Raw genomic sequence first — 21818 nt, forward strand, 5'->3', positions numbered from 1 at the left:
GTCTGACTATTGAACGAAGTAAAAGAAAGATAACAAATTACACATAACTTGGTACTCTGTACTAGAAATTTCTTTCATTTTGGCAGAGTATTGAGAGTGAGAGATAATCTGTAAAATGCTTTTTTATTTCCCCCATTTGTTCAATTGATTCAAAATAGCCCGCATATCTTTGGGATAAGCGCATTCTATTTCTATGGCTTTTTGGGTAATTGGATGCTCAAAACTTAAATAATGCGCATGAAGCGGTACCCTTGTTAGCAAAGGACGCTCGTCTGTATGTTTCTTTAGATTGAATTTTTTTCGTTTTATTTCAGAAAGATATAGTTCTTCTTTGTTTGCATAAAGAGGATCTACCGCCAAAGGATGTCCCAAGTGTTTTAAGTGAATTCTAATTTGATGGGTTCTACCTGTTAAAATTGTTGCCTCAATCAATGCAAATTGACCATAACTATCTAGTACTTTATATTCTGTAACAGAGGGTTTTCCTCGTTTAATATCTACTCGCATACCACCTTCTTTATTAGGTGACAAGCCTGCATCAATTACCCCTTCGCTTTCAAACGGAACTCCTTGTACAATAGCGTGATAACGTTTCAATGGTATGCGTTCTTGAAATTGCAAACTCAACAAACGGTGGGCTTCTTTGGTCTTTGCAAAGCAGATAATACCACTCGTCCCTTTGTCCAATCTATGGACGACATACACTTCTTCATAAGTCGTTTGAAGGATATTGTATAAATTGGGGATATCTGTTCTGTATCGGTCAGGGATAGTCAGCAAACCACTGCGTTTGTCCACGATTATTAAATGCTCATCTTCGAATAAAACAGTATAGTCCTTTTTTGCCATTTCTTTATAAACCTCTTTGAGGCGATTAATTGTTATTTTTTTGTTTTAATTTGCTTCTTAGTTTGTATTTAAAACTAAGCTACCTTATATTGTGTGGGAAAGTTACAAAATAATAAGAATCATTCAAAGCTTTTATGAATCACCTTAAAACTCGTTATCAAACAAACTTAGGTTTGTTGACTGATTTGTATCAATTAACCATGGCCTATGGCTATTGGAAAACGGGCTCTGCTGAAGACGAAGCTGTCTTTCATCTTTTTTATAGAAAACCTCCATTTGGGGCTAAATATACGATTGCTTGTGGTTTAGAGAATGTCATTCATTTTTTAAATGAGTTTAGATTGACGCCTTCTGACTTAGCTTATTTAAAAAGTTTAAAAACATCTAACAACCAAGTTTTATTTGAACCAGAATTTTTAGATTATTTGAGTCATTTAAAATTTACTTGTGATATTGATGCGGTAGAAGAAGGAACAGTAGTTTTTCCCCACGAACCTTTGCTGAGAGTTACAGGTCCTTTATTGCAAGCTCAATTAATTGAAACGTTTCTATTAAACAGCCTCAACTTTCAAACTTTGATCGCTACAAAAGCTGCTCGAATTGTAGCTGCTGCGGGCGGGGACGCTGTACTTGAATTTGGATTGCGTAGGGCGCAAGGAATAGACGGAGGACTCTCTGCTAGCCGAGCTGCTTATATTGGTGGATGTGTAGCCACGAGCAATTTGCTAGCAGGAAGGATTTACGATATTCCTGTCAAAGGCACCCATGCGCATAGTTGGGTTATGAGTTTTGATAATGAACTAGATGCTTTCGAAGCTTACGCTAGAACACTCCCTCATAATTGTATTTTTTTGGTGGATACTTTTGATAGTATCAAAGGTATTGAGAAAGCGATTCAAGTTGCGCAACAACTCCGTGAGAAAGGGCAGAATTTTTTAGGCATTCGATTGGATAGTGGCGACTTGTGTACTTTAAGTATCCAAGCAAGGGCTTTGTTAGATGCAGCAGGTTTTGAACAAGCTAAAATTGTGGCAAGCGATAATTTAGACGAGCATAAAATTAGCCACCTAAAAGCCAAAGGTGCGTTGATTGATGTTTGGGGAGTTGGTACTAATTTGGTCACCGCCAAAGATGAACCAGCTTTGGGAGGCGTTTATAAATTGGCTGCCATTAAGAAACAAGGAAGTGATTGGGTGTACAAACTAAAACTATCCAATACTCCCAACAAAGTTTCAACACCTGGCATTTTACAAGTGCGTCGTTATTTTATGAGCGATGGGCAACCCTTTGGCGATATGATTTGGAATACAGATAATACGGAACTATTTCCTCTAATCCAAAGTTTTGATGGCAGAACAATTGTTGCGGACAATCGGCTTTTTAAAGATTTGCTAATTCCTATTTTTAGGAAAGGTGAATTAGTATACCAAAGTCCTTCTATCCATCAAATCAGAAGGCATCGACAAGAACAAGTCAAGTTGTTTCAACAAGTTGATTTCAAGTTGTATCCGATGGGATTAGAACAACAACTCAATCAACAAAAACTCCAATTGATTCAACACTATTTGTAGCCTTCAAATTTATTAAAAATTATCTAGCAAGAAGGTATATTAATTTTTACCTTCTTATCTAAACAATAGTTCGTCAAAAAACCTTATTTAATTGATAATCAACAAGTTAAAAACTTGTTGTATTTTATGTTAAAAAATTGATTATCAACACAATATAAATGTGCTTTTTATCTAAAAAAAACGAACTATTACTAAAAATATGCTTAAAATATGCTTTATAATAAAACAAATTACAAACCTTCTGTAACCGTAGACTGCGTGGTTTTTGGATTGGACAAAAGTGCAGATGTTCGTGTTTTATTAATCAAACGTGCTTACGAACCCTTCAAAAACGCTTGGGCAATTCCTGGTGGTTTCATCAAAGAAAATGAAACCTTAGATGCCGCTGCTCAACGTGAACTAGAGGAAGAAACAGGTGTTCGAGATATTTTTATAGAACAACTCTACACCTTTGGAAGTTTGGATAGAGACCCTAGAGGGCATGTCATTAGTGTTGCTTACTTTGCATTAATTAATTTAGAAGAACACCCTACTTCTGCAGCAACCGATGCACAAGACGCTCAATGGTTCAAATTATCTGAAGTTCCCGAACTAGCCTTTGACCATGCCCAAATTTTAGATATGGCCATCAAACGCTTAGACTCGAAAGTTCGCTACCAACCCATTGGTTTTGAATTATTACCAGACAAATTCACACTGAGTGAATTACAAAATTTATACGAAACTATCTTAGGTAGAGCATTAAATCGTCGAAACTTTCGATCTAAAATCCTAAAAATGGGTATTTTGGAACAACTAGAACGCCAGAAGGATGTTCCTCATCGCCCTGCTTTCTTGTATAAATTCAACAAAGAGAAGTACGAAGAATTGACTAAAAATGGTTTTGAATTTGCTATTTCACCTCCCAAAGAACGACATACTTAACCACATTATAGAAGTATTATAACCATGAAAAACAACCTCTTACTATTTCTATGTTTTATAACAATTCATAACCTTCAAGGACAAGATACACATTACTGGACCAATCAATTTGGAGCACGTGCCTCTTTTCTTGGCGGTTCTGTAATCTCGGGGTTGGATGATAACAGTGCCGTTTATTACAACCCTGCTAATTTAGCGTTTATCAAGCAAAGTACGGTTTCTTTAAATACCTCTGTTTATAAATATACCGACTTGTATATCGGTAATGGAGGAGGAACTAATGTAGATTTAAACTCTCAAAGGATTAGTTTGTATCAACAAATGATTTCTGGTTTGCTAACTAAAAATCCAGAGAAAAAATGGCGTCTAGGTTTCAACATCTTAACACGCCAACACGTTAATATTGACATGACTCAACGCCATGAGATGACTTATGAGCTCAACCCTAATCAAGCTGGTGCAGAAAATTATATTGGTAGTGTCGAGTTGCGAAATAACCTAAATGAAACTTGGGCTTGTTTGGGGGCTGGTTATAAATTAAGCGAAAATTTTTCTGTTGGTCTAACAGCAATTGTCACCTATCGCTCTCAACGGCATACTTTTTCTTACACAGCGCGTTCTATTAGTGGAGATTCGACCTATATTTCTAACAACATTCCATTTGACATAGCAACCAACTCATTTTATCTACATACACGCACCAATATGATTGGAGGACTACTAAAAGCTGGCTTTCACGCTCGTTTTAATGGCTGGCGTTTTGGTCTCAACATCTCTTCACCTTCCATAACAATATGGGGAGAATCTAGGGTTCAAAGAGAACTTAGTCAAACCAATCTTCCTGGCAATGTTGATAAAATTCAAACAGGAGAACAAACTCAATTAAAATCACAATATAAATACCCATTGAGCATAGGGCTTGGCGTTTCCTATGTTTATAAAACAGGTTTAATCAGCTTTACAGGAGAATACTTTTCGAGCATCAAACAGTATAAAATGATTGAATCAGACCCTAGCCAACCTACTTTTCCTGCCTTTTTGAGCCGCCCTGGCATAGACTTTTTCACCATTCATCATGGTGCCAACCAAGTTATCAACGGAGCAATTGGTTGGGAACAACAAATCATTGATAAAATTCGTCTGCACATAGGTTTTCGCAGCGACTTTAGTTATGCAAGGCGTTCTGACCGAATCAGAGAAGGTGACTTAACAATTGTCAGCGCTCCTATTGATTTGTGGCATTTTTCTTCAGGCATATCTTGGCGTAGAAAGGCAAGCTTGATGAGTATCGGTGTCAACTACACCTATGGTCATCGAGACAAAGGCTTTAGTCAGTTAGTCAATTTTACAGAACCTGTTATCCAATCTCCACTTTTTTTAATCGGAAAACGCAACGAAAGTGCTTTTATGAACTACCATGCCATAACGCTTTTAATTGGTTATACCTATTATTTTGCTTTAAAATAAGTTTGTAATAACTGCCTAGCTATTGCTACTAATTAGCAAGCAATTGAATAAAAATTAGCTCTAAGCTTCTTCAAGTGTTTTTTTTAACATCAAATAAAACATAAAAGAATAACTAGTTTAAGAATATCTAATTTAGATAATCCAACACATTCTTTTTCAACGCTCAATAACTATTCGGTAGTGGTTGAATGGCTTGAAACTAAAAAAAACATGTCTTTACTTTCTTTAAATCATCGTCTACATTTGCGATACCAAACTAATCAGAGAAACACATTGTTCATTAAAACATTTTATTGCCCTTGTCTTTAAAATTCATTCATCTGCTCAATTGATGACAAGACTAACTAATAGTAACCTGTAACTACTTACACTGATTTACTCCCCACCATTTATTTTTATATAAAAATAAGATGTTTAGTTTTTTTACTAAAGTAAAATCTACTTTAGCCCACCCCCTATTGTGCTGTATTTTACAAAAACTTTTTTTTTATTAACACAGATTAAATTTTTTATGAAAACACAAATTAAAATTCAATTATTATTATTGCTATTTATGTCTACTTGGTCTATGGCACAGGTAACTGTCAAGTTAAGAAATATATCTCCCACCTCTGGTGGTGCTACCATTAGTGAATGTGGAGAAATTGATTTAGGCTCTAGTAGCACTAGTACATATCATTGTGAAGTGTATATGGAGAAGCCTTTTAACCATGCTTTGGGAGATACTGATTTGTATATTTATATAGAAAATAGTTTCGGTATCCGCTTTCAAGTAGAGAACAAATGGATTCTTGGCTCCTCATTTATAGGAAGTATTTCTCCTCAAGTTAGTTCAATAATGTTCCCTTTTACATTACAAGCAAGCACTTTTTCAACTGGTGATAAGCTTATTGCAGTACTTAAAACGTTGACTGGTGTAGAGTATCGCTCTTGTGAATACACGCTAAAAAAAGGCGCTACTTCGACTCCTCCAAGCACTCCAAGTTTTTCTTTGTCTCCAACAAGCAAAACCATCACCTGTGGGACAACATCATCCGTTAGTTTTTCTGTAACCGAGACCAATAATGTTTCTGGAAGTGTATCTTATGAATGGAATGTTGGTTCTGGCTGGGCAACAACAGCAGGAGTTCCAGTAAGTGGTCTTATAACGACAACCTCTAGAACCTTAACATTGGTTCCTAATACTTATCCCTTGTCTAATATAAGCGTCGTGCCTATTTTTAAAGGCAATCGCCAAAGAAGTCTGCATTGCCAAGTTTCTATCAGTCCTTTTACTAGTACCGCACGAATTGTAGGGAATAGTGCCGTTTGCTCGGCGAGCAATGCTGTTTATACAATGACAGGTTTGCAAAATGGAGAGACAGTTAATTGGACTGTTTCGAATCCTTCCTTAGTTACAATAAGCAACGCGACTAATAGCCAAGTAACACTAACAGGAGTTGGACAAGGCGATGTTTTCTTAACAGGAACAATCACCAACAGCTGTAGCCAAACAATTGTTAAAAGAATGAAAGTAGGGGTTGGTGTACCTGTAATTATCAAGCCAAATTGTGGTGGTTTAGTGCTAACTCCTATTGACCAATTCCCATCCGATAATTCTTATTGTGACTTATGCCGTTCAAATAATTTTTATGCGGATAAAAATATGATAGAAGCAGAGGCAACAGGAGGTCACAATTTAACTTGGGATTGGGATCAACAAACCACTAATTTCACATGGACAACACAGCAACATAGAGCCCGTTTTCTTCCTTACCAAATGGGAACTATTCGATTCAGAGTTAGAGCTCAAAACGTATGCGGTTGGTCTTCTTGGTATGATCAACGAATCAATATCACGCAAGAATGTGATAATGACGATGACAATGTTTTTGGATTCGCAGAAAGAAGCAATATTTCAAGTTTGAATAGTAGCAAAGCTACTTTGGATTACTTTACAGCTTATCCTAATCCTGCTTCTACAATTATTAACCTAGAATTAGCCGACCAATCTCATACGCCTAATAAAAAAGCAACTGTGTCAGCTGAATTATTTGATTTCTATGGTTTTCCAAAAGCAAAAATCTTAATGGACAACTACAATGGTCAGATTGATGTTAGTCGTCTTCCTAGAGGTACTTATATCTTAAAAGTAAGTGTTGATGGTAACGTTGAAAGTCATCAAATTGTAGTAGAATAAAATCTAAAAACAAAAAAGCACATAATTTCCTGCTGGTATATTTACTAGCAGGATTTTTATTTTTTAACAACTCTGTAACGGTGTTTTTGGTGCAATTGCTTTAATAATGATTTTTTAATTCTTACTATTGATTTTAATATCTATAGTCTAAAAATTAGCCCAGCAACTAAGTTTTTGATCCGAGAAAAAATCAGAACATCTTTCGACTCCTAAAACCTATTGGTGACAATGTCTATTGTTTTGCTTTAAAATATTTTTGCGATGGATGTTTTTGTTCTATTTTAAATGTGTATTTTGGGAGCTAAAACAGAACAGACCTTTGACAACTTGGCTATATCAAAGAACAACATTTAACAAAACATAACGAGTTTTTTGAGGAGGAATACTTGTTATTTACCAGATAAATAAATGAATTCAATTACTAATTTACTAAAGGCATATAGCAACAATCAAAAAGCACAAGATGCCATTCGCTTAATTGAACATACATCCAGCTCTGTTTTTTTAACAGGAAAAGCAGGTACAGGAAAATCGACACTCTTAACGTATTTAACCAAGAGTTTAAGTAAAAAACACATCATATTAGCACCTACCGAACTTGCTGCGCTGCAAGTTGGTGGAGAAAACATTCATTCTTTTTTTGGTTTTGAATGGCGTGCTTATCTGCCCAATGACAAAGGCATTCCTCCCTTGCCCCCTACAACCATTCAACTTCTGGAAGAAATTGAGTTGATTATTATTGATGAAATTTCAATGGTACGATGCGACTTAATGAATGCCATTGACTTATCCTTAAGAGCTAATTTAAGATCCAACCTCCCTTTTGGAGGCAAACAACTTTTAATGATTGGAGACTTGTATCAACTGCCTCCTATTATTGACGAACGAGACAAAGAAACTGTCAATTTATTGCGCACGCATTATACTTCTAGGTATTTTTTCAGTGCCAAAGCGTTTGAAGGAGATTATCAGTATCAAATTGTTGAGCTGTCTAAGGTGTATCGCCAAAGAGACAAAAAATTTATTAGCTTGCTCAATGCGATTCGTGTCAATCAATTAGATCAACAACACCTAAATTTGCTCAACGAGCGATACGATGTCAAAGGAGGATTGTCTTCTAACTTTAAAATCACCTTGGCTTCTACCAATGCTGTTATCAAACAGCTAAACGAAGAAAACCTAGCAGCTATTGAAGCTCCCTTGGTGACTTTTCATGCTGAAGAGCTAGGCAACTTTGCCAATGTTGGTAGTGCCTATCCCACAGATAAGGAGTTGCGAATAAAAGTTGGTGCTCAAATTATGTTTGTCAAAGACGATGAAAACGAACAGTGGGTTAATGGTACTATTGGTCGAATCACAGAAATTTTTGAAGATAAGTTATTGGTTGAAATCAAAGCTGGAAAGGCAACTGAAATTGTGTCAGTCTCTCATCACACTTGGCATAAATACGTTTATCAATGGAATCATGAAACCGAAACTGTTGAACGCAAACCTATTGGTTCTTTTACCCAGTTACCCGTAAAACTTGCGTGGGGAATTACCATACACAAGAGCCAAGGACAAACTTTTGACCATGTTATTATTAATTTGGGTCGAAAAGCGTTTGCAACAGGACAAACTTATGTTGCGTTGAGTCGATGTACTTCTTTCAAAGGAATTACTCTCAAGCGTCCAGTCAGCCCTGAGGATATCTTTGTAGACAAGCGCATCACTCGATTTTTGGAAGCTCAAAAGCAATATCGTGCAGATAAAAATAGTTACATGACTATGCTGGAGCACACCGAGCGTTCTATTCAACAACAACATTTGATTATTAGCTCTTTGGAAGAAAAATCCATCCAGGCTCGTCAAGAAATGCAACAACTCATTCACAACTTGGTCGAACAATCTAAACGAGTAGACTGGTTGACAACAGATCTAGAAGCAGCAAAGAATAACCTGAAAGAAAATGAATCAAAATTGGGGCAAGCGCTTTCTGATTTGGCTGAAAAAGAAGCAGAAGTTACCAATCTATCAGGCTCCAAAGGAATTTACCAAATTGTTATTGTCGTGCTAGCTATTGCTTGCCTGTGGCTATTGTTTTCATAATCATTTTTATTCCTTTTAAAGAAATTGAGTTTAAATAATCCTTCAGAAAAAATTATATAAAACTTGCTTCTTTAACTTTGTTTTGGTCAATTCAACATTAATTTCAAATTGATCTTTTTTTTCTGATAAACCCACATTTTTATGTTAGAATGAAAAACATACTTTTTTTAACTTTAAAATATTTAAAATAAAAGTATGACTATGAAAACCGTAATAACACTAAGCTTTTTGATGATGCTCTTCTCCCAGTCAATCGCTCAAAAAGAAGCCAATATTTTTAAAATACGACCTAATAAAGGGAAAGTTTTTGTTTCATTTGGATGGAATCGAGGCTATTATAGCAACTCAAACATTCATTTCAAAGGGGATGATTACGATTTTACTTTGTTCAATGTAAGAGCAACTGATAGACCCTCAAAGTTTGATTTTGACTTGTACTTAAATCCCACAACATTCACAATTCCACAAACGAATTTAAAAGTTGGGTATTTTTTTCATGACAATTTTCATATTTCTTTTAATATAGACCACATGAAGTATGTCGTGACTCAAAACCAAACCGTACGAATTAGTGGAAAGATTGCAAACTCCAGCTCCTATTATGATGGCAACTATCATCAAGATATTATTGTTTTAAAGGAAGATTTCTTAGCTTACGAACACACCGATGGGTTAAATTATGTGAGCATAGGAGTCGATCGTTACGATGATTTACTAAAAGGAATTGCTTTAGAAAATAAATGGATAGAAATCAACTTGTCCGAAGGTTTTTCAACAGGATTAATCATTCCCAAAACTAATGCTAAGCTGTTGAATAATAAAAGAAATGACGTTTTTTATGTCGCAGGTTTTGGAGTAGCAACAAATCTAGATTTAAGTTTTACGCTTTTGCAATACTTTTACTTTCAGATAGGTCTTAGAGGTGGTTTTATACACCTTCCTTCTGTTAAAACAACAGCTTCTTTAGCTGATAAAGCGACACAAAATTTTTGGTTTTTCGAACATATGATTTCTTTTGGGCTTAGAGTAAAAATTTTTAATTATAAAACTTAGATTGTTGAACGTTCTTATGCGATAATTTTAGAAATAATCCACTGTTTTTTTAGTTTTTCAGCTTGCTATGTTCTAAACAAGCTAATATTCTAAATAACTAGAACATATATTCTTTTGTAATTGTTAAATGAATACTTTTACTCTATTAAAACCACAAATTAGTAACGCAGATAGACTGATACAAGATACTTCTTTATAGCCCACATTAGCATTATTATAACTAAATACCCGATTTTAAATAATCGTTTACAAAAAATACAATTAATTCTTTAACAAGTTGTGATAAAACACGTCCAACAAGTTTTATACTCAACTATTATAATTATCAAACAAAAATACAACACAACAATGGCTGGTTCATCCAAAAAGGCAATTTACGGCGCAATTATAGCCAACACAGCAATTGCTGTCAGCAAATTCATTGCTGCATTTTTCACAGGATCTTCATCTATGCTTTCTGAAGGCATTCACTCCTTAGTGGACACAGGAAATGGTGCCTTACTCCTATTAGGCATCAAAAAAAGTCAAAAACCTGCTGATAAGCAACATCCTTATGGATATGGAAATGAGATTTACTTTTGGTCATTTATTGTGGCAGTTCTAATTTTTGCTTTAGGAGGAGGCATTGCTCTTTATGAAGGTATCGAAGCGGTCTTGCACCCACACGATAAGGTCAATACAGATTATGTTATTTGGAACTATGCCATCTTAATTTTTGCTATGGTCTTTGAAGGATTCGCCTTGAGTGTTGCGCTCAAAGAATTCAATAGTCATAGAACTCATCGTTCGTTCTTTAAAGAAATTGTTGCTAGTAAGGATACTTCTACAGCTGCCGTTGTGATTGAAGATAGCGCAGCCTTGATTGGTTTGTCGATTGCCTTTCTTTCTGTTTTTGCTGGGCATATGACAGGCAACGTTTATTTTGATGGAATTGGTTCTATTCTAATTGGAGTTTTACTGGTTAGTGTCTCTTTGTTCTTTGCCATAGAATGTAAAGATTTGCTAATTGGGGAAGGATTGGTTCAAAGCGATTTGGACAAAATCACCAAGATTTTGGATGAAGAGCCTGAAATCGGAGCTTACAAGCGACCACTTAGTTTGTACTTTGGACCAAATGAGGTTTTGGTAAACTTGGATGTGACCTTCAAAAGAGGGATGACTTCTTCTCAGATAGAATTAGCAATTGATCGGGTTGAATCGAAAATCAAAAAAGCAATTCCTACTGTCAATCGAATTTTTATTGAAGCTGAAACAGTTAAAACAGTTGTTGCTCACGCAGAATAAAATGACAAACAAGTTGTAAGAATCCTATTATGTTCTTACAACTTGTTCTTTTTTCGTTTCAAGAATTATCAATATCCCTGTTCTTCTATTTTATAACGGATATCTTCATATACCAACTCTGGTTTTTGAGGACGCCAGTTGATATTAAACTGAGGACCAAAGTTAATGTAATTGTGAATACCATACTCTTCCATCTCTTCTAGAACATGATCCCTTAACCCTATAATACAAACCCATCCATCCTCGTCTGAAATATCATCGTACCACTCTTCGTAATAGCAATCGTCAGAAGCGTGAAAATTCAGAACATTTTCAGCAATTATAATAAATTTAGAAATGCCGTGTTCTTGCATTCGATCAACAACACCTTGCTTCAATAGCATAATATCATTGTGCAAGCAATCGTTCCATTCTCCAATCAGTTCTAAAATAGCATAATTATCTGCATAATTAACATAAAGAATTTTCACGTACAATGTTTCAGAGCCAAAATCATCCCACTGTGGGTGAATGTAATAATTGTAGATTTTAGTTGAAAATTCAAACTCACTATAAACTTGCCCATAAAAAGGTGATTGAGGGTCTTCTGAAGCTATGTACTCCAATCTCCACCTGTAATGTGGTTCTAAGGTATGCATAAATTAATCCGACGTTTTTATAAAAAATAAGATACTAAACTATGGTTGTCCCAATCACAAATGTGAATTGTACACCAAAAAGATATTCTGCCTTTAAGGAGCTTTGTTATAAAGCATAAAAGTAGTAGTTTTGTTGCTTAGAAACAAAATGAATCGGAAAACATATAATCATCTAATCCGATTTTTGATAACCAATATAATTACATTAATTTACTTAAAAAATCATAGTATATTGATAATTAAGTAAGTGGTCTATTATAACTACTAAAACATATAAAACTATATTCTGCTATGGATAGAAACGAAGTAAAAGGAGTTAATGTTCAGCAATTAAAAGAAATGATGGACAATGGAGATGATTTTATCATCATTGATGTAAGAGAACCCGATGAAAGAGAAATTTGTTCTATTGGTGGTATAAATGTCCCTTTGGGATTAATTGATAAAAATACAGACAAAATCCCTAGAGATAAACCTGCTGTTGTCATGTGCAGAAGTGGCAAACGTAGCTACATGGCTATCTTATTTTTGCAACAAGAATACGAATACGACAACTTATTCAATTTAAACGGTGGTATTGTCGCTTATGCTAGAGATGTTGACAAAAGTCTAACCTTATACTAAGATATTTTAGAATGTTGGTTTTCTAATGTTGAGTAGAGTTCGCTTAATAGAATCACTTTTTTGACATTAAAAAATCAACATTCCTATTATTATATTATGCTTAACTGCGTTGTGACTCTGTTCCTGTGTTTGTGTATAAAAATACACCACAACAAAGTACTTCGCAGATTGGCACAAAATCTTCTTACCAACTACACCAAACATCTGTTTATAAAGCATTTTTCCTATTCTTATATATGATTCAACGCATAGAAATCGCACTCTCCCCCAAGAATGCTCAATCAGAAACTTTCATCAAGCAACAAGTCCTAAAAAAACTACACTTATCCAACAATCAACAACTAGTTGATGTCATTGCTGTTCGACGCTCCATTGATGCTAGAAGTAAAGTACCTGTAGTGCGACTTTTGGTTGATGCCTATATCGATGAAGCATATATTGCACCACCAAGTATTATCAAACAATATAGCAATGTCAAAACAGCTAAAAAAGTAATTGTTGTTGGTGCTGGACCTGCTGGCTATTTTGCTGCGCTTCAGTTAATCGAACTAGGTTTAAAACCCATTGTTTTGGATCGTGGAAAGGATGTTAGAGAACGCCGTAGAGACCTAAGAGCTATTCAACAAGATGGAGTCGTTAATCCCAATTCTAATTACTGTTTTGGCGAAGGGGGAGCTGGAACCTATTCCGACGGAAAACTTTATACTCGTTCTAAAAAGAGAGGAAAAATTGAGAAGATTTTGCGCTTATTGGTTGAGCATGGTGCTACTTCTGATATTTTGGTAGATGCTCATCCTCATATTGGCTCCAATAAACTCCCTAAGGTGGTTGCCAATATTAGAGAAACGATTCTAGCCCACGGAGGTGAAATTCATTTTGACAGTTTAGTAACAGACTTTATCATAGAAAAAGAAAATAGTGGTCAGCGCACCATCCGAGGCGTTGTTGTGAATCAAAAAGAGGAATATTTTGCAGATGCTACGATTCTTGCTACCGGACATTCTGCTAGGGACATTTACACCTTGTTGTACAAAAAACAAATCCGACTAGAAGCCAAGCCCTTTGCTTTAGGAGTACGGATTGAACACCCTCAATCGCTAATTGATAAGATACAATACCGCCAACCAAAACGAGAGGAGCATCTCCCCGCAGCTAGTTACAGTGTTGTTTGTCAAGTCGAAAAACGAGGTGTTTTTTCTTTTTGCATGTGCCCTGGAGGACTAATTGTACCCGCTGCCACCTCTCCTAATGAATTGGTTGTAAATGGGATGTCTTTATCTCGTAGAGATTCTCCTTTTTCTAACTCAGGCATGGTTGTAGCGATTGAACTCGAAGATTTAACGCATTATAACCACAAAACTTTTGAAGGAATAGAGGATCCTATTTTTAACGGCTTAAAATTCCAACAAGAAGTAGAACAAATTATGTTTCAAGCTGGCGATGGTAGTCAAAAAGCGCCTGCTCAACGAGTGGTAGATTTCACAAAAGGCAAATTATCTAACAACCTCCCTAGTACATCTTACATTCCTGGTGTTTATAGTGCTCCCATGCATGAATTACTTCCTAATTGGGTAAGTAAACGCTTGCAAAAAGCACTACCTGAATTCAATAAGAAGAAAAAAGGTTATTTTACTAACGAAGCGCAAATTGTAGGCACCGAAAGTCGAACAAGCTCTCCTATTAGAATTCCTCGAAATAGTGTCACCTTGATGCATCCTGATGTCGTTGGTCTATATCCCTGTGGCGAAGGTGCTGGATATGCTGGTGGTATTGTTTCTGCGGCTATGGACGGAGAAAATGTGGCTAAGATTGTTGCTGATTTCTTAGCCTGATAAGTAAAAAAGCCAGATCTAATTAACAAATTGCGATGATAATTATCCAAGACATTATTTTTTATTTCAATATAAATTTAAGATATTATAAAATATAAAATAAACTTATCTAGTTTTTACATAAAATAGTTTATCTTTAAATTTCACTCTTTAGAATAAAACAATGTCTAGTAAAATAACAGAAAACAAAACGTTTGATAAAGTTGATTACTCAGAAGCTAGTATCAAAAATCAAAAATTTGAAAATTGTAACTTTAGCTATTGTAACTTCAATAGTTGCGATATTTCAGGAATCACGTTTGTAGACTGCAACTTCGACAACTGCGACTTTTCTATGTCTAGAAACAAAGATACAGCACTAAAAGCAGTCCGATTTGTAGATTGTAAATTAGTAGGTTTTAACTTTAGCGATTGCAATGATTTTTTGTTTTCTGTTGATTTTGAGAATTGTAACCTTAGTTATAGCTCTTTTTTTGAGTTAAAACTCCCTAAAACGCAATTCAAGCACTGCAATCTAGAAAAAGTAGACTTTGCATCTGCTGATATTAGTGGTGCTGTCTTCGAAGATTGTGACTTAACAAATGCTATTTTTGACTTTACAAATATGGAAAAAACCAATTTTCAGCACGCATTTAATTATACAATCAATCCAGAGAGTAATCGTATTAACAAAGCCATTTTTTCCAAAGATGGGCTAGCAGGTTTGCTCAGAAAATATGACATTGAGGTTGTTTAAAGGTAAGCACTTCTAATCCGTTATCTAGTTTTATCCCTATCTAGAAACTCTTTTGTAAAGTGCCCTTTTGCTTTTTCTTGAGCAAATTTATTTTTATTATACTCCTTAGAAGCCCCTTTGGCTATAGATAAGGTCTGCCAATCCTTGCCTTTTTGCAATTTAGCCATCAATACAATTTGTCCAATGTGATAAGCATAATGCCCTAACTGGCGATTAATAGCTTCTACAACAGTATGCCCTTGGTTTCTAATATAAACAATATGCTCCAAGTCTTCGTCTGTCAAAGGATTGATAGCATCAAAAAGACATTTCCACCCGCTTTCCCATGCCCCTAATACTTCTACTCTATTTTTGAGTGTCGTATCTTCAAACTCATCGTCTCTATTTCGCCAATTTTTTTCGCCATCTGCTGTCATAAAATCAGTCCATCTAGAAAGCATATTTCCAGATAGGTGTTTTACAATCGTGGCAATGCTGTTCTCGTCAACTGCGTATTTCCAAAACAATTGTTTTTCCTCTAATTGTGCCATTGATTGCTCGCCTAACTGCTTATAATAAGCAAAGAGATTTCTAGTATTCTCGATGTAGTTCATTTTTTTCTAATATTAGTTGGTTTACTTAAACAACAAGTTAGTATAAATGTATTTTTTTATTAAGAAAATGATTCACTATAAAGTAGTAGAATTTTCTTTGTAAGCGTTGGTTCAAATAATTCAATAGTCCCCCAATATGTAGCATTATCAATAATTTTCCATTCAATTAAGTTTTTATCTTTTTCAGATAAGTTACAGTATGTAGCCTCAACTTCTTCTCTTAAATGTTCTAAGTTATAACCAAATGATTGTGCAATAAAAAGACTTGAATCTATTTCCTTAATTTCTCCTGCTTTAAAAATTTCATCTAATTGTTCACGAGAAAAAGAGGTCTGCTTTAGATTGTATTTTTGGGCTACAATTGGCGCATAATCTTCCACTCTATACCAACTTTCGGAAGTTCCTTCTATCCAAAATGGTTCCCCTCCTTTTTCACTTATTTCTTGATTAATCATCTCTATAATCTCCCTAAAAGCACTGATATACTGTTCTTTTTCAAAGGAAAATTTAAGGTTCAGATGTTTACCTAAATTAGCAAACCAAATAACGGAGTCTTTGGACTGAGACACTCCTATTCCAAAATACCCACAAGCCCTATCACCACAACAACCAGAACAATAAAGCATGGTATCACTATTCTCTTCATCAAAGATACGACTAGCGTATTCTTCATTCAACTTTCGCTCTTCCTCTAATGCTTCAGCAGATTTAGGTTCGTTGTGTTTGTAATAATTGGCAGCCTCCTGTGCATCCTCTCTAGTAATTTCTAAACCAAACATTCTTTTTAACAGAATTTTTCGATAAAATGGATTTTTGAGAGATCCTATGGGTTCATCATAAGAATGAATTGGTCCAATTACTTTCCTCTGAAAATAATTCATATTTAGCCAACTAGCCAATGATACATCATTGATTTTATAATCCAAAAAAATACAATACCCTTTGTTCTCTGTACTAGTAAAGAATTTTTTAAGCTCCAAATCTTCAGGTTTAACAATAGTTGAAATAATTTTAGAACAATCGTCATACTCCACGGCAGTCCAAACCAAGGTAATCTCATCAAATTCTGTATTTCTATTAAACATATCTAATGGTCTAAATTTATGTGCTAAAATGGTCTATTCTCTATTAAAACAACAAAAGAGCAATGCCAATAGCAGCATTACTCTTTTCTAGAACGAAGCAAAACATCATGTCTACTTCCAAAGCTCCTAATTATTGATAACAGATTGGATTATTTTTCCCAAACGTTATTATCTCGATCTATATCTGCCATGCGCAAAGAAGGATCAATCTCTATTTTTTCAATATCTTTCATTGGAATTGGAAGGTTCAATTCGTAAACAGGATGTGTCCATTTCCAATCAGGCATTACTGTTTGATTACCGTTTTTTAGTTCATCTTGCTTGTGTCCACGCATAATTTCCAAAGGAATATTAAAAGTTGCCAACTGTGTCAATTTTCCTTTTTTATAAGTTACAACAACATCTAAAGGCATTGGCATACGCTCTTTTCTTTCAATATAAATAGTCGTTCCTTTCTTGTCTACCTTGCCACTACTGGCAAAATAGTTTCCTTCTTTTGCTTTAATAACGACAGAATCCTTCGAACTTTTATTTCCTTTTAAAACATCAACAATGGCATAGTCGATTCGATTCGTAGTATTTACCCAATACTCTTTGTACCAATCCAATTCCAAACCAGATTCTTTTTCCATCACACGAATGAAGTCATTTGGATTAGGATGCTTAAAATGCCATTCGTCATAATATTTTAGCATCGCTTTGTCAAAAACACCTTCTCCTACAATATAATTGAGTTGCCCCAAAAATACCGCTCCCTTTGAATAAGAAGCTTGACCGTAAGCAAAATTGGTATTAAAATGATCAGCATGAGTACTCATTGGTTCCTCTGCACCGCTTGTTGCTAAGTACAAATAACCTCTATAAGAACCATCATGAGGAAAAGCACCTTGTGCATTAAATAAATGAGCGCGAACCACATTAGAGGCATAAGAAGTAAAGCCTTCATCCATCCAAGCATATAAACTCTCATTTGATCCCATCAACATTTGATACCAAGTGTGCATCACCTCATGCACAATTACACCAACCAAAGAACCAAAATTGCGTTTTCCAGTAATCAAGGTTGCCATTGGATATTCCATACCACCATCACCTCCTTGAATAATCGTATATTGTCCATAAGGATATTTTCCATATCTAGCTTGGATAAATTTAAACGCTTGAACGGTTTTCTTTTGTGCCTTTTTCCACACATCCTTATAATTATCATCATCTTGATAAATGAAGTGCAACACTAAATTTTCATCCACTTCTACAACATCATGAATGTAATCTGGATCGGCTGCCCAAGCAAAATCATGTACATTTTCCGCTTTGAAATGCCAAGTGATGTTCTTTTTATCTTTTAAATCCACCTTTTCTCCTACTTTCTCATAACCATGTCCTACTTCGCTAGGATTTTGAAGCATTCCTGTTCCACCAATAGTATAATCTTTATCAATCGTAATTTTAACATCAAAATCGCCCCACACGCCATAGAACTCACGACCAACATAGGGATTGGCATGCCAACCTTGATAATCATATTCACACATTTTGGGATACCACTGCGTCATCGACAACTCAATGCCTTCCTCACTATTCCATCCAGAACGACGAATTTGAAGAGGCACTTGACTTTCAAACTCCATATCAAATGTAGCAGAAGCTCCTGCTTTAATCGGTTCGTTTAAGGTTACTTCTAAAATGGTTCCAACGACCTCAAATGCAACATCTTTTCCATTTTGTTTCAATGACTTTATTTTGTGATAACCAATTTCGTCTTTTTTCAATTCCAAAATTCGACCACCTACTCTAGTATCTGCATCTTGAATTGTTCTAGAACGAACATCCATCATACTATTGGGCTGAAAAGCATTAAAATACAAGTGATAAAAAACCTTGTTTAGTTCATCCTTGGAATTGTTATGATAAACGACATTTTGTTTACCTGTAAATTGATGTACTTCTACGTCCATGACAATATCCATCTTGTATTCAATTCGCTGTTGCCAACGGTCGGATTGTGCCCAAACAGTAGAGGTGGTTACGATAAAAAATGCAACTAAGACGCTTAATCTGTATATCATTCTTCTGTTTATTTTATGTGTTAATTTATTTTAAAAATAGTGCGTGTTTCAAAACCTTTTGGTCTATTAATCTATTTAATAGCAATAATTTTCTATCCTTGTTTTTCTAGCACAGTCTTATAAGGTAGTAGTTCGTTGATTTTTTACTTTTTTACCAAAAAGATAAAAAAGCACATTTATATTAGTTTGATAATCAAAATTTTAACACAAAATGCGATAAAATCATAACTTATTAATTATCAAACTAATAAAGTTTTTCAACGAACTATTGATAAGGGTAATTATATGATGAGGATTTATTATTTCAATTCCTTCGACAAAATAAGTAATTATAATAAGACCTCCTCTATCGACTGAATTTAGCTCTTTACAAACCTTAGCCTTAAAAATTAAAGTAAGTAAATATTTCAATAACTTAAAATCTTCGATTAATTCTATACTATTATTATTATGCCAAAATATATCACATTTTTAATACTCCTCCTATCTTTTTCGACAATTGCTCAACAAAAAATAGATGAAGAACTTATTATCTTTGTTCAAAAATCAACGGATAGTCCATTTACGTTAGAAAATATCAAGGCATTACAAGGTTATATGCAAGAACGCAATATTACAACAAAAATTATTGATATTGATAAAACTGGTGCCCCAAAAGAGGTTGGTTATACTCCTTTTATTGTTTATAGAAACTACCTTGGACGAAAAATTTTCAAAGGGCGTTATACTTCTCATAAACGCTTGCTCAATTTTATCCGAACCGTTCGACGATTGCCTGTTGAAAATTCTAGTTATGAAGAAAGTAATGTGTTTGTTTGGGAAAAAGAACGTTCTAACTTAATTATAAAATTAAAAGTTACCGAGGCACAAGGTACTTTGCCAAAGAACTTTAGTCAAAAAAAATTCCAACAAGAATATCTAAAAGGTCTCAAAGAAGGTTTTGATGCTGCCAAATATAAAAAAAATAGCCTAGTAGGCAATTCTGACGAACTCATCTATTGCAGTTTTTATCCATACCTAGCCGAAGATGGCAAGGTCTATGTAAGTTCAGAAATTCATTCTCATTACGACTGCCACACCGCTATTTATCAACAGTTTGAAACGCCTGCCGTTGGTACGTCTATTTCCAAAGCATTTGCATTGGCAGCTCAAAATTCGTTTGCTGAAATTCAGCGACAACTAATTGAGTCTAAGCTAGGAGATGCGATGAATTATATCACCGATAAAAATAGTGTTTCTTGGGAAGCACTGAATTTAAAAAAACTAGCAACTCCTGAAAAAAGCACCATCACAAACATGGAAAACATAGCGTTTCCAAAAACATGGACGATAGCAGGTCCCGTAGATAAAAGTACTCCTATTCTAGCCTTTAACTTTCCACCACCTCTAAGACATTATGGTGGCGAACTGACCTCTGTCACAGGAAACATATCCTTAGAACAATCACAGAATCTAAAAGCAGCAACAGGTCAATTTACAGTTAATGTTGCTTCTATAGAAATGGGCGAAAGTGACTTAACACAAGCCGTTACAGAAAGTATGCTTTACGTTGACAAATATCCAACAGCTCAGTTAGTATTCAAAAGCATTGATGGGGAACAGTTGCAACTTGCCTTAGGAAATATCACGACGGCAAAGATCGAAGTGGCATTAACATTACTCGAAAAAACGGCTCCTGTTACCGCCACCGCTCAATTTGAACCATTTTTAGACGAGAATGGCGACCTTCGTTTGCATGTTTACACTCAATTTGCAATCAATGATTTAAAAGGCAGCTATACCGTTTCTGGTCCCGATGGTCCAGCTGATGCCAATAATAAAATGTTGTTCCGTGCTAGCTTTATCATGAAAGGGGAAGAATAATTTCTTTTGTTTTTTGTGAGCATCCAATTACATAGACTATTGAAATTGATAATTATATTACTTGTTGTGATAATTATCAATTTCAATTTATTTTTAAGCTCTGCTACTGTGGTGTGTTATGAAAAGAATAGTTATCTCGATCTCCAATAAACGGATATTCTTTGCGAACATCTGCCAAATGCGTTTTAGACAAATTTATTGTATAAATAGCTTCTTCATTCGCTTGATGGTATAATAAAGCACCACTAGGGCTCAAAACCGAAGAGTCTCCCGAATAGGCAAAACCTTTGCCATCTTCTCCTACTCGATTAACCCCTATTATATAAGCCTGATTTTCAATTGCTCTAGCCGTCAGCAAACTTCTCCAATGAAAAGACCGTTTAGCTGGCCAATTGGCTACATAAAAAGCCAAGTCATAATCTTCTAAATTGCGACACCAAGCAGGAAAACGCAAATCATAACAAATGAAAGGGGCTATTTTCCAACCTTTATAGTCAACAATCAACTTCTCTGTGCCTCCTGTAAAATGCAAGTCTTCTTTTGCCATTGTAAATAAATGCTTCTTGTCATAATGACATTGCTTACCATTTGGCTCAACCCACAACAGTCGATTAAAATAGTTTTCACCTTCCTTTATAATCAAACTCCCCGTTACTACAGCATTGAGTTCTTTTGCTTTTTCTTGCATCCACACAATTCCTTTACTATCTTCCATCTCTTCCGCCAACGACTCAACATTCATTGAAAACCCAGTCGTAAACATCTCAGGTAGAATAATTACATCTGTATTGTCAAGATCAAGCAGTTTTTCATCAAACATTTTTAAATTTGCATCAATAGATTCCCAATGCAAAGTAGATTGAACTAAAGTTATTGTTAAACTCATCTTAGTAGGTGTTAAGAAAGGTAATAATGATTCAAAGTTTTGTACTTTTAAATAAGTGGTAAGTATCAAATTAAAAG

Annotated in this window: 17 protein-coding genes; 11 read left to right on the plus strand and 6 right to left on the minus strand. The window is 35.0% G+C overall.

All coding sequences use genetic code 11. The features are described from left to right. Positions 1-123: 123 nt before the first annotated feature. Positions 124-849 (minus strand): RluA family pseudouridine synthase, encoded by a 726-nt coding sequence (locus QP953_RS16850; protein WP_052592020.1) that lies wholly within the window; start codon positions 847-849, stop codon positions 124-126. 134 nt (positions 850-983) lie between these two features. On the opposite strand from QP953_RS16850, the gene QP953_RS16855 reads away from it, so the two are divergent. The 7 genes from QP953_RS16855 to QP953_RS16885 all read left to right on the plus strand — a co-directional run bounded on the left by QP953_RS16855 (position 984) and on the right by QP953_RS16885 (position 11415). Then, positions 984-2420: a nicotinate phosphoribosyltransferase gene (locus tag QP953_RS16855; protein ID WP_309551974.1), complete on the plus strand. Its 1437-nt coding sequence runs from the start codon at positions 984-986 to the stop codon at positions 2418-2420. 210 nt (positions 2421-2630) lie between these two features. Beyond that, the gene (locus QP953_RS16860) at positions 2631-3344 is read left to right on the plus strand and encodes an NrtR DNA-binding winged helix domain-containing protein (protein WP_052592015.1); all 714 of its coding nucleotides are present in this window, start codon (positions 2631-2633) and stop codon (positions 3342-3344) included. 24 nt (positions 3345-3368) lie between these two features. Further along, the gene (locus QP953_RS16865) at positions 3369-4811 is read left to right on the plus strand and encodes a hypothetical protein (protein WP_309551975.1); all 1443 of its coding nucleotides are present in this window, start codon (positions 3369-3371) and stop codon (positions 4809-4811) included. 511 nt (positions 4812-5322) lie between these two features. Beyond that, positions 5323-6990: a T9SS type A sorting domain-containing protein gene (locus tag QP953_RS16870; RefSeq protein WP_309551977.1), complete on the plus strand. Its 1668-nt coding sequence runs from the start codon at positions 5323-5325 to the stop codon at positions 6988-6990. A gap of 408 nt (positions 6991-7398) precedes the next feature. Continuing rightward, positions 7399-9078 carry an AAA family ATPase gene (locus QP953_RS16875; RefSeq protein ID WP_309551979.1) on the plus strand — a complete coding sequence of 560 codons (1680 nt, stop codon included), beginning with the start codon at positions 7399-7401 and terminating at the stop codon, positions 9076-9078. Positions 9079-9279: 201 nt separating this feature from the next. Continuing rightward, entirely contained in the window at positions 9280-10131 is an 852-nt protein-coding gene (locus QP953_RS16880; RefSeq protein ID WP_081909413.1) for a hypothetical protein, read from the plus strand. 348 nt (positions 10132-10479) lie between these two features. Continuing rightward, complete coding sequence (locus tag QP953_RS16885) at positions 10480-11415, plus strand: cation diffusion facilitator family transporter (protein WP_052592008.1); 936 nt, start codon at positions 10480-10482, stop codon at positions 11413-11415. 68 nt (positions 11416-11483) lie between these two features. Here the strand turns inward: QP953_RS16885 and QP953_RS16890 are convergent, their stop codons facing one another. Then, positions 11484-12053, minus strand: a complete 570-nt coding sequence (locus QP953_RS16890; protein ID WP_052592006.1) for a hypothetical protein — start codon at positions 12051-12053, stop codon at positions 11484-11486. Positions 12054-12344: 291 nt separating this feature from the next. On the opposite strand from QP953_RS16890, the gene QP953_RS16895 reads away from it, so the two are divergent. The 3 genes from QP953_RS16895 (at position 12345) to QP953_RS16905 (ending at position 15245) form a co-directional block, all read left to right on the plus strand. Beyond that, positions 12345-12677 carry a rhodanese-like domain-containing protein gene (locus QP953_RS16895; protein WP_052592004.1) on the plus strand — a complete coding sequence of 111 codons (333 nt, stop codon included), beginning with the start codon at positions 12345-12347 and terminating at the stop codon, positions 12675-12677. A 236-nt stretch (positions 12678-12913) separates the two neighbouring features. Next, positions 12914-14509 carry an FAD-dependent protein gene (locus tag QP953_RS16900; RefSeq protein WP_309551981.1) on the plus strand — a complete coding sequence of 532 codons (1596 nt, stop codon included), beginning with the start codon at positions 12914-12916 and terminating at the stop codon, positions 14507-14509. Positions 14510-14672: 163 nt separating this feature from the next. Next, positions 14673-15245 (plus strand): pentapeptide repeat-containing protein, encoded by a 573-nt coding sequence (locus QP953_RS16905; protein ID WP_063832976.1) that lies wholly within the window; start codon positions 14673-14675, stop codon positions 15243-15245. 20 nt (positions 15246-15265) lie between these two features. Here QP953_RS16905 and QP953_RS16910 read toward each other — a convergent pair whose 3' ends face one another. The 3 genes from QP953_RS16910 to QP953_RS16920 form a co-directional block, all read right to left on the minus strand. Next, positions 15266-15838: a DUF1572 family protein gene (locus tag QP953_RS16910; protein WP_052592000.1), complete on the minus strand. Its 573-nt coding sequence runs from the start codon at positions 15836-15838 to the stop codon at positions 15266-15268. A gap of 59 nt (positions 15839-15897) precedes the next feature. Continuing rightward, complete coding sequence (locus QP953_RS16915; RefSeq protein ID WP_309551982.1) at positions 15898-16923, minus strand: hypothetical protein; 1026 nt, start codon at positions 16921-16923, stop codon at positions 15898-15900. Between the two features lie 149 nt (positions 16924-17072). After that, on the minus strand, positions 17073-18992 hold the full coding sequence (locus tag QP953_RS16920; protein ID WP_309551984.1) for a M1 family metallopeptidase: 1920 nt from the start codon (positions 18990-18992) through the stop codon (positions 17073-17075). Positions 18993-19442: 450 nt separating this feature from the next. Here QP953_RS16920 and QP953_RS16925 point away from each other — a divergent pair, with 450 nt between their 5' ends. After that, positions 19443-20855, plus strand: a complete 1413-nt coding sequence (locus tag QP953_RS16925; RefSeq protein ID WP_309551986.1) for a YceI family protein — start codon at positions 19443-19445, stop codon at positions 20853-20855. Between the two features lie 103 nt (positions 20856-20958). Here QP953_RS16925 and QP953_RS16930 read toward each other — a convergent pair whose 3' ends face one another. After that, a complete protein-coding gene (locus QP953_RS16930; RefSeq protein WP_309551987.1) occupies positions 20959-21741 on the minus strand; it encodes an amidohydrolase in 783 nt (260 codons plus the stop codon). Positions 21742-21818: the final 77 nt, after the last annotated feature.

It is taken from the genome of Aureispira sp. CCB-E (assembly GCF_031326345.1).
Classification (GTDB): domain Bacteria; phylum Bacteroidota; class Bacteroidia; order Chitinophagales; family Saprospiraceae; genus Aureispira.

What these genes read in the sequence shown, in the direction of transcription:
- QP953_RS16910 (WP_052592000.1), bottom strand. Translation starts at nt 15,838, where the DNA reads ATGAACTACATCGAGAATACTAGAAATCTCTTTGCTTATTATAAGCAG.
- QP953_RS16920 (WP_309551984.1), bottom strand. Translation starts at nt 18,992, where the DNA reads ATGATATACAGATTAAGCGTCTTAGTTGCATTTTTTATCGTAACCACC.
- QP953_RS16880 (WP_081909413.1), top strand. Translation starts at nt 9,280, where the DNA reads ATGAAAACCGTAATAACACTAAGCTTTTTGATGATGCTCTTCTCCCAG.
- QP953_RS16855 (WP_309551974.1), top strand. Translation starts at nt 984, where the DNA reads ATGAATCACCTTAAAACTCGTTATCAAACAAACTTAGGTTTGTTGACT.
- QP953_RS16900 (WP_309551981.1), top strand. Translation starts at nt 12,914, where the DNA reads ATGATTCAACGCATAGAAATCGCACTCTCCCCCAAGAATGCTCAATCA.
- QP953_RS16875 (WP_309551979.1), top strand. Translation starts at nt 7,399, where the DNA reads ATGAATTCAATTACTAATTTACTAAAGGCATATAGCAACAATCAAAAA.
- QP953_RS16890 (WP_052592006.1), bottom strand. Translation starts at nt 12,053, where the DNA reads ATGCATACCTTAGAACCACATTACAGGTGGAGATTGGAGTACATAGCT.
- QP953_RS16885 (WP_052592008.1), top strand. Translation starts at nt 10,480, where the DNA reads ATGGCTGGTTCATCCAAAAAGGCAATTTACGGCGCAATTATAGCCAAC.
- QP953_RS16865 (WP_309551975.1), top strand. Translation starts at nt 3,369, where the DNA reads ATGAAAAACAACCTCTTACTATTTCTATGTTTTATAACAATTCATAAC.
- QP953_RS16870 (WP_309551977.1), top strand. Translation starts at nt 5,323, where the DNA reads ATGAAAACACAAATTAAAATTCAATTATTATTATTGCTATTTATGTCT.
- QP953_RS16860 (WP_052592015.1), top strand. Translation starts at nt 2,631, where the DNA reads ATGCTTTATAATAAAACAAATTACAAACCTTCTGTAACCGTAGACTGC.
- QP953_RS16850 (WP_052592020.1), bottom strand. Translation starts at nt 849, where the DNA reads ATGGCAAAAAAGGACTATACTGTTTTATTCGAAGATGAGCATTTAATA.
- QP953_RS16925 (WP_309551986.1), top strand. Translation starts at nt 19,443, where the DNA reads ATGCCAAAATATATCACATTTTTAATACTCCTCCTATCTTTTTCGACA.
- QP953_RS16905 (WP_063832976.1), top strand. Translation starts at nt 14,673, where the DNA reads ATGTCTAGTAAAATAACAGAAAACAAAACGTTTGATAAAGTTGATTAC.
- QP953_RS16895 (WP_052592004.1), top strand. Translation starts at nt 12,345, where the DNA reads ATGGATAGAAACGAAGTAAAAGGAGTTAATGTTCAGCAATTAAAAGAA.
- QP953_RS16915 (WP_309551982.1), bottom strand. Translation starts at nt 16,923, where the DNA reads ATGTTTAATAGAAATACAGAATTTGATGAGATTACCTTGGTTTGGACT.
- QP953_RS16930 (WP_309551987.1), bottom strand. Translation starts at nt 21,741, where the DNA reads ATGAGTTTAACAATAACTTTAGTTCAATCTACTTTGCATTGGGAATCT.